At 68.5% G+C, this 13,246-nt stretch carries 6 protein-coding genes; all 6 read left to right on the forward strand.

Annotated features, from left to right (window positions below):
* Window positions 1-186: 186 nt before the first annotated feature.
* The 6 genes from QX041_RS20220 to addA all read left to right on the forward strand — a co-directional run bounded on the left by QX041_RS20220 (window position 187) and on the right by addA (window position 13,189).
* Window positions 187-2,694: a sensor histidine kinase gene (locus QX041_RS20220; RefSeq protein WP_316166365.1), complete on the forward strand. Its 2,508-nt coding sequence runs from the start codon at window positions 187-189 to the stop codon at window positions 2,692-2,694.
* Window positions 2,691-4,244 carry a tRNA (adenosine(37)-N6)-threonylcarbamoyltransferase complex ATPase subunit type 1 TsaE gene (gene tsaE / locus QX041_RS20225; protein ID WP_316166366.1) on the forward strand — a complete coding sequence of 518 codons (1,554 nt, stop codon included), beginning with the start codon at window positions 2,691-2,693 and terminating at the stop codon, window positions 4,242-4,244. Before QX041_RS20220 ends, tsaE begins: the two co-directional genes overlap by 4 nt.
* A gap of 184 nt (window positions 4,245-4,428) precedes the next feature.
* Window positions 4,429-4,734: a PilZ domain-containing protein gene (locus QX041_RS20230; RefSeq protein ID WP_315716899.1), complete on the forward strand. Its 306-nt coding sequence runs from the start codon at window positions 4,429-4,431 to the stop codon at window positions 4,732-4,734.
* A gap of 150 nt (window positions 4,735-4,884) precedes the next feature.
* The gene (locus QX041_RS20235; protein WP_315751761.1) at window positions 4,885-5,607 is read left to right on the forward strand and encodes a nucleotidyltransferase family protein; all 723 of its coding nucleotides are present in this window, start codon (window positions 4,885-4,887) and stop codon (window positions 5,605-5,607) included.
* 968 nt (window positions 5,608-6,575) lie between these two features.
* Window positions 6,576-9,722, forward strand: a complete 3,147-nt coding sequence (gene addB, locus QX041_RS20240) for a double-strand break repair protein AddB (protein WP_316166368.1) — start codon at window positions 6,576-6,578, stop codon at window positions 9,720-9,722.
* Complete coding sequence (addA, locus tag QX041_RS20245; protein ID WP_316166369.1) at window positions 9,716-13,189, forward strand: double-strand break repair helicase AddA; 3,474 nt, start codon at window positions 9,716-9,718, stop codon at window positions 13,187-13,189. The genes addB and addA overlap by 7 nt, the downstream gene beginning before the upstream one ends.
* Window positions 13,190-13,246: the final 57 nt, after the last annotated feature.

Here is a 13,246-nt window from a genome sequence, read left to right on the forward strand (position 1 = left end):
ACTACGGGCTTGCCACTGTTCCGACTCGAAAGAGTCGATCGGTGGACGCATTTTCCTCAGGCGCAACCATCGTTCACGGTCTGGACTCTTACCGCTGGAGTCCCGAAGCGGTTATGGTTGATTGATTCGTGAGACGGCGCGGTCGACGCGATCGGCGCCCGGAACTTCGTGCGGTTTGGGGCAAATATGTCGGGCGTGATCGTGGTGATGCGTCAGACGCTGCTGTCGTGCACGTCACTTGCGCGCAAGGGCCTGATGGGTCTCGCTGCGACTGCGCTTGCGCCGGCGACACCGGGCTTCGCAGGCGATGGCGTGGCGCCGGATGCGATCACGACGCTGTTCGAGCTGAGCCGTCCTGATATCGCCGAGGTCACGGCGATGCTGGCGCTGCTCGGCTTCTCCGTCGTCGCCGCGGTCGCGCTGGTGCGCACGCGTCTGGCGGCCGGCCGGAAGGAAGCGCGGCTGCGCGCCGACGTCGCCGGGCTGCAATTGCAGGCCGATCGCTACCGTGCGCTGCTGTTCGCCGAGCCGCAGATCCTGATCGCCTGGCCGGCCGGCGGCCACCGTCCGCAGATCTCCGGCGACACCTCGATGCTGGTGCCGCAGGATCAGCCGCAGCGCATTCTCGCCTTTGGAACCTGGCTGCCGCCGGAGCCCGCGCTGCAGCTCGACCGCGCCGTCGACGCGCTGCGCGAGGCGGGCGAAGGCTTCATGCTCAATCTCACCACCTCGCACGGCCATGCGATCGAGGCGATGGGCCGCGCCATCGGCGGCCAGGCCATCGTGCGCATCCGCGAATTGTCCGGCCTGCGCCGCGAGCTCGCCGAGACGCAGCTCCGCTTCAAGGCGCTCGGCGAGGAGACGGAGTCGCTGCGCGCGCTGGCAGCGGCGCTGCCGTGGCCGATCTGGGCACGGCAGGCCAATGGCGCTCTCGCTTACGTCAACGCCGCCTATGCCCGTGCCGCCGATGCCCGCGACGTGCCGGACGCGATCGGCCGCAACATCGAGCTGCTCGACTCGGCCGACCGTATCGACCTGCAGCGCGCGCTCGCCACCAACGGCCGTTTCGAGGGCCGGCTGCCGATCGTGACCGGCGGCGAGCGCCGCATGTACGACGTGCGCGCCTTCATGCTGGGAAACGGCAGCGCTGGCGTCGCCATCGACGCCAGCGAGGCGGCGGCCCTGGACGCGGCCGTGGTGCGGATGCGGGAAGCACACCGGCGCACGCTCGATCAGTTGTCCTCGGGCGTAGCCGTGTTCGACGGCCAGCGCCGGCTCGCCTTCTACAACGACTCCTATCGCCGGCTGTGGCGTCTCGATCCCGCCTTCCTGGACAGCCAGCCGGATGACTCGTCGGTGCTCGACCGTCTTCGCGCCGCGCGCAAGTTGCCCGAGCAGGCCGACTTCCGGGCCTGGAAGGCCAAGCTTCACGAGGCCTATCGCGCCGTCGAGGCCGCCAAGGACACCTGGTTCCTGCCCGACGGCCGCGCGCTGTCGGTCGTCACCACGCCGAACCCGGAAGGCGGCGTCACCTATCTGTTCGACGACGTCACCGAGAGCTTCGCGCTTGCCCGCCGCTTCGACGGCTTGATCCGGGTCCAGCGCGAGACCCTCGACAGCCTTGCCGAGGGCGTCGCGGTGTTCGGCTCGAACGGCCGGGTCGAGCTGTTCAATCCGGCCTTCGCCAAGATGTGGCGGCTGTCGCCGGATCAGTTGCGCGAGCATCCGCACATCGACACCGTGGAATCCTGGTGCCATCAGCTCTATGACGATGCGGTCGCCTGGCGCACCATCCGCGAGGCGATCACGTCGATCGAGAACCGGCTCGACGTTGCGCTGAAGCTCGAGCGCAAGGACGGCAGCGTGCTCGACTGCATGAGCCGCCCGCTGCCCGACGGCGCGACCATGCTGACCTTCCAGGACATCACCGACACCGAGAATGTCGAGCGAGCCCTGCGCGAGAGCAACGAGGCGCTCGAAGCCGCCGGCCAGATGAAGATCGACTTCGTCCACCACGTATCCTACGAGCTGCGCGCGCCGCTGACGACGATCATCGGCTTCGCGCATTTCCTGTCCGATCCGTCGACCGGGCCGCTGACCCCGAAGCAGGCCGAGTATCTCGACTACGTCACCAAATCCACCAACGCGCTGCTGGCGCTGACCAACAACATTCTCGACCTCGCCACCATCGATGCCGGCGCCATGAAGCTCGAGCTCGGGCCTGTCGACGCCGCCAAGGCGATCGAGGCCGCCGCCGAGGGCGTGCAGGACCGGCTTGCCACGGATCGCATCCGATTGACGATCGCGGTGGACCCTGATGTCGGCTCTTTCGTCGGCGACGAGCGCCGCGTCGTGCAGGTGCTCTACAATCTGCTCGCCAACGCCGTCGGCTTCTCGCCGCCGGATTCGAGCGTCGTCGTCAGCGCCCGCCGCACCGACCACAGCGTCATCTTCGCGGTCACCGATTCCGGCCCCGGCATTCCGCCCGAGGTGAAGGACAAGGTGTTCGAATGGTTCGAGAGCCATTCGCAGGGCTCGCGCCATCGCGGCGCCGGCCTCGGACTGTCGCTGGTGCGCTCCTTCGTCGAGCTGCATGGCGGCAGGGTGCGTATGGATTCGGCGGTCGGCAAGGGCACCACGGTCACCTGTGACTTCCCGACCGACCACGTCGCGCAACGCAACGCCGCGGAATGACGGACCAGCTGACATTCACCACCACGCTGGCGGACGAGACCGCCACCGCCGCCCTGATGGCCGATCTCGCGCTGCTGATCGGTCCGGGTGCACTGATCACGCTCACGGGCGATCTCGGCGCCGGCAAGACGGCGGCGGCGCGGGCGATGATCCGCTATCTCGCCGGCGACGACGAGCTGGAGGTGCCGAGTCCGACCTTCACTCTGGCGCAGAGCTACGACCTGCCGAGCTTCCCGCTGGTGCATGCCGATCTCTATCGCATCAGCGATGCATCGGAGCTCGAGGAGATCGGCCTGTCGCCGCTGCCGGAGGCGACCGTCGTGCTGATCGAATGGCCGGAGCGCGCCGGCGGCACTCTCCCGCTGGATCGCGTCGACATCGCGCTGCGCCACGATCCATCGCAGGGCGACACCGCCCGCAGCGCCGAGATCACCGGCAGCGGCAAGGCGGCCGCGGTGGTTGCACGGCTGAAAGCCTTGCGCGAATTCCTCGCCGAGGCCGGGCACGCCAAATCGCGCCGCGAGCGCATGGCCGGCGATGCCTCGACCCGCTCCTATGCGCGGCTCCACAAGGGCGAGCGCGTCTCCATCCTGATGAACTCGCCGAAGCGGCCCGACGGCCCGGCGATCTACAACGGCAAGCCCTATAGCGGCGCCGTGCATCTCGCCGAGGACGTCCGCCCATTCGTCGCGATCGCCGCCGCCTTGCGCGGGCGCGGCATCTCGGCGCCGAAGATCAACGACGCCGATCTCGGCCACGGCTTTCTCATCACCGAGGATCTCGGACGCGAGGGCGTGATCGAGGGCGACCCGCCACGACCGATCGTGGAGCGCTACGAGGCCGCGACCGATCTGTTGGCCGCGCTGCACGCGCAAGACGTCCCCTCGGTGCTGCCGCTGGCGCCGCAGGTGACCTACGAGGTCCCGACCTTCGACGTCGAAGCCATGCTGATCGAGATCGGCCTGATGCTCGAATGGTACCTGCCCGACCGTGGCGTGGAGCTGTCGCAGGTGCTGCGCGCCGAATTCCTGGAAATATGGCGCGAGTTGCTGGAGGCGCCGCTCGCGGCCAAGCCCACATCTAAGCCGACATCTAAGCCGACCTGGGTGATCCGCGACTACCACTCGCCCAACCTACTCTGGCTGCCCGCGCGCGAAGGCATCGCCCGCGTGGGCGTGATCGACTTCCAGGACGCGGTGATGGGACCGCCGGCCTACGACGTGGTCTCCCTGGCGCAGGACGCCCGGATCGACGTGTCGGCAGAACTCGAGCGGGCGCTCCGAGAGCGCTACATCGCCGCACGCCAAGCGGCGTCGACGGACTTCGACGCCGACGAATTCGGCGCGCACTACGCGATCATGTCCGTCCAGCGCAACACCCGCCTGCTGGGTACCTTCGCCCGCCTCAACCGCCGCGACGGCAAGCCGCACTACCTCAAGCACCAGCCTCGCATCTGGGACTATCTCCACCGGTCGCTGGCGCACGCGGCGCTCGACCCAGTCCGCGACTGGTACGCGGCCAACGTGCCGCCACCGGCAGGGGTGGCTTAAGGCAGCGTCTCGCAGCACCACCGGTGCGCTCCCCCTCCCCCTTGCGGGGAGGGGAGCCGATCGCCGCCGTGGAGAGAGAACGCGCCAAGACCGCGCACCTCCGTGGCTTTACCGGTTCTTAGCCATCCCCCTTTACCTTGCGCCCGTGGCGCCGGTTGCGCGCCGCGCGTGAATGGAGGTTGCGATGGCAGAGCGGATGAAGGGCGAACGCGTCGTCTTCGAGCGCGGCATCCCGGCTTTCATGATGGGCATCGACGGCACCTGGCGGCGCAACTGCACCATCGAGGACGTCTCGGAGACCGGGGCGAAGCTGACGGTCGAGGGCTCGGTCGAAGGCCTTCACCTGAAGGAGTTCTTCCTGCTGTTGTCGTCGACCGGCCTAGCCTACCGGCGCTGCGAGTTGGCCTGGGTCAATGGCGACCAGATCGGCGTCACCTTCCTGAAGCAAGGCAAGAAGAAGACCAACAAGCGCGCCGCGGCCGAAGCCTGACCGAGCCACGACTGCGGCATCTTGCATCACGATGGCCGGGCAGCCGTCGCATATTCGTCATCGGCCCGGGCTATCGCAACCGGCCGAGACGATAGATGTTTTTGCGTGGTATGATTCGCACATGCCACCGTTGATCGAGATGCCCTGAAGATGCCCGTCAAGCCGCACAAAGCCATGGTCCTCGCCGCCGGTCTCGGATTGCGCATGCGCCCACTGACGGAGACGATGCCCAAACCGCTGGTGCGCGTCGCCGGCCGCCCGCTGCTCGACCATGTGCTCGACCGCCTCGCCGAAGCCGGCGTCACCGAAGCCGTCGTCAATGTCCACTATCTCGCCGACCAGATCATCGCGCACACGGCCGCGCGCAGCACGCCCCGCGTGATCATCTCCGACGAGCGCGACCAGGTGCTCGGCACCGGCGGCGGCGTCGTCAAGGCGCTGCCGCTGCTCGGCCACGAGCCGTTCTTCCACGTCAACTCCGACACGATGTGGATCGAGGGCGTGCGCCAGAACCTGTCCCGGCTCGCCGACGCGTTCGATCCCGAACGCATGGACATCATGCTGCTGATGGCGCCGACCGCGACCTCGATCGGCTACGCGGGTCAAGGCGACTACGCGATGCTCGCCGACGGTACCTTGCGCAAGCGGCGGGAGCATCAGGTGGTGCCGTTCGTCTACGCGGGCGCCGCGATCATCTCGCCGTCGATCTTCGACGGCGCGCCGAAGGGCGAGTTCTCGCTGACGAAGATGTTCGACAAGGCGAACGAGCAGGACCGCCTGTTCGGCCTCCGCCTCGAAGGCGTCTGGATGCATGTCGGCACGCCGGCCGCGGTGGCGGAAGCGGAAGAGGCTCTGATGGAGAGTGCGGCGTAGCGGACTGCCCGACGGGCGAATCAGGTCGGCGCGTTGCGCGATCTGCTCCACCTCGTCGGCGCCGACCCTGCGCTGGGATCACTCAAATCATCTGCGTCGAGAAACGATTTTCGTCCGCACATTCAACCCGATCCCGCTCGTCGCGTCCGACGCGCACAAAATTCTTCTTTCGCTTTTACAGAATTCATGTTCTCTCATGCGCATCCCGCCTCGTTGCGAGGGGCGTATCGCGGTCGTCACGGACGTTGAGCGCGGGATGCGATGGCCTGTCAGGATTGCAGCGTGCTTTCGGGTGCGCGGACGAACGGTTCGGGCAGGACGGCGAAATCGTAAGGTCCCGGCATCCCGACGCTGATGCCAAGCTCGCGCCGCTGCTGACGCCGCGCGCGGGCGACGGTGGCTACAAGCCGGCACACCGAGGAGAGGACGTATAAGCCGTAACACCGTCGCGCAGGGAAGGCCGGGTCGTTCCGGCTGAACCTGTGGTTCCTGCCCCGTGCACTCTTTCACGCACGGGGGCCACGGGCCTCAGCCGAGGCCCGGCCTTCCCTGCGCCCTTGCTTCGGATGAGGGCGAGAGCTTCGCATGACTCGGGCGCGATGGCGTCGCGAGGGCATAGGGGTTTGTCTCCGGCGCGAGATCTGTACCCACAATGGAGGACGATGCTGCGTGTCCCCGTCATTGCGAGCGCAGCGAAGCAATCCAGGATCCCTCCGCAGAGACAGTCTGGATTGCTTCGCTGCGCTCGCAATGACGATGGGGTGGGCAGCTTGGCTTTCCAGACTCAGTCGTCCCGCGAAAGCGGGCGATGACGGCGGGGGTGAATGGGTCCAGCTGGGCTCATCCGCGCGGCGCGCTCTGAGCCCGCGACAATGGTCACGCACCTATCAACACCCGTCCACACCCCGGATATGACCTCCGCCCGATCGCTCCTTATATAGACGGCACAGCAACCCGAATCGCAGGCCATGCGCGTCTTCACCGTTCCCATCTCGGCGCCGTTCCTGCGCAGCGTGATCGCCGCGCTGGTCGACGGCCGGCTGGTCGACGGCTTCGAGGCACGCAGCGATCCCGCCCGGCTCGCGACCGCGACGCTGTATCTGCCGACGCGGCGCTCCCTGCGGGTGGCGCGCGAGATGTTCCTCGACGAGCTGAAGACCGATGCCGCGGTGCTGCCGCGCCTGGTCGCGCTCGGCGACATCGACGAGGACGAGCTCGCCTTCGCGGAGGACCGCGACGCGTTCCTCGGGCCGGCGCCGCTGGAGATTCCGGAACGGCTCGACGACCTGCAGCGCCGGCTCACGCTGGCGCGGCTGGTCGCGGCCTGGGCCAAGACGCCGGTGTCGGCGCCGCTCGTGATCGGCGGGCCCGCCTCGACGCTTGCGCTGGCCGGCGACCTCGCGCGGCTGATCGACGACATGGTGACGCGCGGCGTGTCGTGGGATGCGCTCGATGCGCTGGTGCCGGATCAGCTCGACAAATACTGGCAGTATTCGCTCGAGTTCCTGCGCATCGCGCGGACCGCGTGGCCGGCCTATCTGCAGGAGATCGAGCGCATCGAGCCGGCGGCGCGGCGCGATCTGCTGATCGCGGCCGAAGCGGCGCGGCTGTCGGCGCATCCCGATGGTCCCGTCATTGCCGCAGGCTCCACCGGCTCGATGCCGGCGACGGCAAAATTCCTGCTCGCCGTCGCCAAGCTGCCGCATGGCGCGGTGGTGCTGCCTGGGCTCGACACCGATCTCGACGAAGCCGCGTGGAATTCGATCGGCGGTGCCAAGGACCGCGCCGGCCGCGTGTTGACGCCGCCCGCGGTCAATCATCCGCAATATGCCATGCACCTGCTGCTCAAGCGCTTCGGCCTGGAGCGGCGCGACGTGATCCGCCTCGCACCACCCGGCCGTGGCGGCCGCGAGGTGCTGATCTCAGAAGCGATGCGGCCGTCGGAAGCCACCGCCGTCTGGCACGAGCGCCTGCGCCAGTTCGACATCGCCGCCAACATTGCCGAAGCGATGGACAATCTCGCCGTCGTCGCCGCGCCCAATCCGGAAATGGAGGCGCTGGCGATTGCCATCGCGATGCGCGAGGCGCGCCATCTCGGCAAGTCCGCTGCGCTGGTGACGCCGGACCGCGCGCTGGCGCGCCGCGTGATGGCGGCGCTGACGCGCTGGCACCTGACGTTCGACGATTCCGGCGGTGACGCGCTGTTGGAGACGCCGGCCGGCATCTTCGCGCGCCTCGCCGCCGAAGCAGCCGCGCGCGGACTGGAGCCGCCGACTTTGCTGGCGCTGCTCAAGCATCCGCTGTGCCGGCTCGGGCGCGCCGCGAATGGCTGGAAGAGTGCCATCGAGACGCTGGAGCTCGCGGTGCTGCGCGGCACGCGGCCACAAGCCGGAAGCAGCGGGCTCGCGCGCGACTTCGCGCGCTTCCGCGACGAGCACACCAAGCTGCACCAGGGCGAAGCATCATCGCTGCACAAGGCCGAGCCGCGCGCGCGTCTCAGTCCCGAGCAGCTCGACCGCGCCGGCGCGCTGATCGCGCAATTGCAGACGGCCCTGGCGCCGCTGGAAAACCTCGCCTCGCCGCGCCCGCAGGATTTCGCCGAGCTCGCCGCGCGGCATCGTGAGGTGTTGATCGCGCTCTCGACAGACGATGTCGGTGTCAGCACCGCGTTCACCGATCGCGACGGCGCGGCGCTGGCGCGCTGCTTCGACGACCTGCTCGCGTCCGGCGAGCGCTGCGGCCTGATGGCGCCGCTGTCGGACTATCCGGATCTGTTCCATACCGCCTTCTCCGATCGCGCGGTGCGCCGGCCCGAGCGCCACGGCGCGCAGCTGCAGATCTACGGTCCGCTCGAAGCGCGACTGATGCAGGCCGACCGCATGATCGTCGGCGGCCTGATCGAGGGCATATGGCCGCCGGCGCCGCGCATCGATCCCTGGCTCAGCCGCCCGATGCGGCATCAGCTCGGCCTCGACCTGCCCGAGCGCCGCATCGGACTATCAGCACACGATTTCGCACAACTGCTCGGCGCGCCCGAGGTGATCCTGACGCACGCCGCAAAATCGGGCGGCGCGCCGGCCGTGGCCTCGCGCTTCCTGCACCGTCTCGAAGCAGTCGCTGGCGCCGAGCGCTGGAAGGCGGCGACCGCGCGCGGCGAGACTTACGTCCGCTATGCCGAGGTGCTCGACCAGCCCGCCGCGGTGAAGCCGGTCGAACAGCCGGCGCCGAAGCCGCCGCTGGCAGCACGGCCGCTGCGCATGTCGGTGACCGCCATCGAGGACTGGCTGCGCGATCCCTACACCATCTTCGCGCGCTACATCCTGCGGCTCGATCCGCTCGATCCCGTCGACATGCCGCTGTCGGCCGCCGATCGCGGCTCGGCGATTCACGAAGCGATCGGCGAATTCACGCAGACCTATGCCGATGCCCTGCCGCTGCATCCGGCGCATGCGCTGCGCGTGATCGGCGAGAAGCACTTTGCGCCGCTGATGGAGCGGCCCGAGGCGCGGGCGCTGTGGTGGCCGCGTTTCCAGCGCATCGCCGGCTGGTTCGCGGCGTGGGAGACCGCGCGACGCGAGCAGATCGGCGCGATCACCGCGGAGATCCGCGGCGAGATCGGCATTCCCTTGGATCAGGGCCGCACCTTCATGCTGTCGGCGCGCGCCGACCGCATCGAACAGCGTGCCGAGGGCACCTACGCCATTCTCGACTACAAGACTGGCCAGCCGCCGACAGCCAAGCAGGTGCGCATGGGGCTGTCGCCGCAGCTCACGCTCGAAGCCGCGATCCTGCGCGAAGGCGGCTTCGACGGCATCCCCGCCGGCAGCCTGATCAGCCAGCTCGTCTATGTCCGCTTGTCCGGCAACAACCCGCCGGGCGAAGAGCGCATTCTCGAATTGAAGATCAACAAGAGCGACCCGCCGCAACATCCGGACCAGGCCGCGCAGGAGGCGCGCGAAAAGCTCGAGGCATTGATCCGCAGCTTCGAGGACGTCAATCAAGGCTACACCTCGCTGAACCTGTCGATGTGGGCGAACCGCTACGGTAGCTATGACGATCTCGCCCGTATCAAGGAATGGTCGGCGGCCGGCGGCCTGGGGGTGGAGGAATGGTGAAGGCGCCCCGCCCCATTCCGCAGGCCGTGCGCGAGGCGCAGACGCGCGCATCGAACCCGGCTGCCTCCGCGTTCGTGTCGGCCAATGCCGGCTCGGGCAAGACGCATGTGCTGGTCCAGCGCGTGATCCGGCTGCTGCTCGACGGCGTGCCGCCGGAGAAGATCCTCTGCATCACCTTCACCAAGGCCGCGGCCGCCAATATGGCCGAGCGCGTGTTCTCGACGCTCGGCCATTGGGTGACGCTCGACGACGACGCGCTCGACAGCGCGATCCAGTCCACCGGCATTCCCAATCCCGAAAAGAAGCTGCGGGCCTCGGCGCGAAAACTGTTCGCCAGCGCGCTGGAGACGCCGGGCGGATTGAAGGTGCAGACCATTCACGCGCTGTGCACGCGGCTGCTGCAGCAGTTCCCGTTCGAAGCCAACGTGCCGGCGCGGTTCTCGGTGCTCGACGAGCGCGACCAGACCGAGATGATGGAGCGCGCCAATCTCAAGGTGCTGCTCGACGCCGCCCGCGCGCCCGACAGCGCGGTCGGCCGCGCGCTGCAGGTGGCGATGGCCAATGCGGCGGATTCGACCTTCAAGGACGTCGTCCGCGAGGCCTGTCTGAGCCGCGATCACTTCATGGCCTGGACCGATGGCGCCGGCCGCGTCGAGGTTGCCGCGCAACATCTCGGCGAGGTGCTCGGCATCAGCGCCGGCGAGACGCTGGAAGCCATCGAGCGCGACATCGTCGACGGCCCCAATCTGCCACTGAGGGATTGGACCGATATCGCCGCGCGGCTCGACGGCGGCGCCAAGACCGACCAGAAGCAGGCGGAGCAACTCCGCGCCGCACTGGCGTTCTCGGGCGCCGATCAGGTCGATGAATATCTCCGCGTATTCCTGACCGAGGACAAGGAGCCGCGGAAGTCCCTGCTGACCAAGAAGTTCGCCGACGCCAATCCCGGCATCGCCGGTCTATTCGAATCGGAGGTGCGCCGGCTCGATCGCCTGATCGAAAAGCGCCGCGCGGCGGTCGTGCGCGACCGCACCGAGGCGCTGTTGCAGATCGCGACCGCCGCCGCCGCGAACTATCGCCGCGAAAAAGAAGAGCGCGGCCTGCTCGACTACGACGACCTGATCGACAAGACGCTGGCGATGCTGAACCGCGTCTCCGCCGGCTGGGTGCACTACAAGCTCGACCGCGGCGTCGATCACGTGCTGATCGACGAGGCGCAGGACACGAGCCCACGGCAATGGGACATCGTCGCCCACATCATCGAAGAGTTCACCGCCGGCGCCGGGGCGCGCGACGGACTCACGCGCACGATCTTCGCGGTCGGCGACGAGAAGCAGTCGATCTTCTCGTTCCAGGGCGCCGACCCGCACGAGTTCGATGCGCGCAGGCGCCAGTTGCAGAAGCGCTTCGCCGACGCCGGGCTGCTGTTCGATCCGGTGTCGTTCACCTATTCGTTCCGCTCGGGCCCGACGGTGCTGCACGCGGTCGACCACGTGTTCCGCGAGCGCGACGTCTACAGCAGCATCCACTCGCCTGACATCGGCCATCCCATCCACAACGCGCTGACCGATGCCGGACCGAGCATGGTCGAGCTCTGGAGCCTGTGCGAACGCGACGACCGCAAGGAGATCGAGGGCTGGCGCGCGCCGTTCGACGGCGTCTCCGTCACCAGCCCCGAGGTGAAGCTTTCCAGGCGCATCCAGGCAGAGATCAAGCGGCTGATCCAGACGGGCACGATGACCGGCCATGACGGCGCGCGGCGGCGGCTGAGCTATGGCGACATGCTGATCCTGGTGCGCCGGCGCGGCAACGCCTTCGACGCCGTGATCCAGGCGCTCAAGCACGCCGGCATCCCCGTCGCCGGCGCCGACCGGCTGAAGCTGACCGAGCACATCGCGATCATCGACCTGATGAACCTCGCCGACGCGCTGCTGCTGCCGCAGGACGATCTGGCGCTGGCGACCGCGCTGAAGAGCCCGCTGTTCGGGCTCGACGACGACGATCTGTTCAAGCTGGCGTGGCAGCGTCGCGGCTCGCTACGCGACGCACTCACGGCGCACGCCGCTGACGACGCGCGGCTGCAGGCGGTCGTACGGCGCTTGCAACAATGTGAGCTCCGCGCCGCGGAGGACACGCCGTTCGCCTTCTATGCCTGGCTGCTCGGCGGCGATGGCGGCCGGCGCCGCATCCTGGCGCGGCTCGGCCACGAGGCCAATGATGCGCTCGACGAGTTCCTCGAGCTCGCGCTGTCCTACGAGCGCAAGGCGCCGGCCTCGCTGCAGGGCTTCGTCGCCTGGCTGCGCGCCGCCGACACCGAGGTGAAGCGCGACATGGAGATCTCGCGCGACGAGATCAGGGTGATGACCGTGCATGGCGCCAAGGGCCTCGAGGCGTCCGTCGTCTTCCTGGTCGACACCACCTCTTCGCCGGCGGATTCGCAGCGGCTGCGGCTGATCCACGTGCCGCATGGCGAGCAGGAGATCGTGGTCTGGGCCGGGCGCAAGGCCGACGATCCGCAGCCCGTCGCGGCGGCACGCGTGGCGATGCTCAAGGAGACCGAGGACGAGTATCGCCGGCTACTCTATGTCGCGATGACCCGCGCCGCGGATCGGCTGATCATCGGCGGTTGCATGCCGGGCAACATGAACAACGTCCGCGGCGGCAGCTGGTACGATCTGATGGCGCGCGGATTGGACGCCGCCGGCCTGCAGGTCGAGGTGATCGAAACCGAGGACGGCCCGGTCAAGCGCTATGCGCGGGCCGAGGACATCGCGGAAACCGCTGCTGACAAAACGCGGCCCATGGTTGAGACGGCCGTCGAACTGCCGGCGTGGCTGCGCACGGCGGCGGTGGAGGCGCCCGGCGAGGTCGCTGTGCTCCGGCCGTCCGATCCATCCGCCGACGAGCGGCCGGTGCGCACGGGCGAATCGCTGGCGGCGCGCAGCCTCGCGATGCAGCGCGGCACGCTGGTGCATCGCCTGCTGCAGTCGCTGCCCGACGTGGCGCCGGAGCGGCGGCGCGATGCCGCGCTGCGATATTTGATTCGCAACGCCGCCGACTGGCCGGAGGACGAGCGCGTGGGGCTTGCGGAACGCGTGCTCGCCGTGGTCGAAGACCCGCGCTTTGCCGCGGTGTTCGCGGCCGGGAGCCGGGCGGAAGTCTCGATCGTGGGCCGCCTCGCACTGGCCGGCCAGCCTCCGGCACTGGTCTCCGGCCAGATCGACCGACTGGTGGTCACCGGGACCGAGGTGCTGATCGTCGACTTCAAGACCAACCAGCAGCCGCCCTCGGGACTCGCCGATGTGCCCCCGGCCTATGTCCGGCAGCTCGCGCTGTACCGCGCAGTGCTTGGCCAATTGTACCCCGGCCGCGTCGTCCGCGCCGCGCTGCTCTGGACCGAAGCCGCTGAATTCATGGAGCTTCCCGCCTCCGCGCTGGACGCCATGCTGCCATCCCAGCACGTCTGAGTGAGCCCGCTTGACCCGGGATCACGCCATTCCTACTTTGACGTCCACGCTGAGGCG

Source organism: Bradyrhizobium sp. SZCCHNRI2009 (assembly GCF_032485115.1).
Taxonomy (GTDB): Bacteria; Pseudomonadota; Alphaproteobacteria; order Rhizobiales; family Xanthobacteraceae; genus Bradyrhizobium.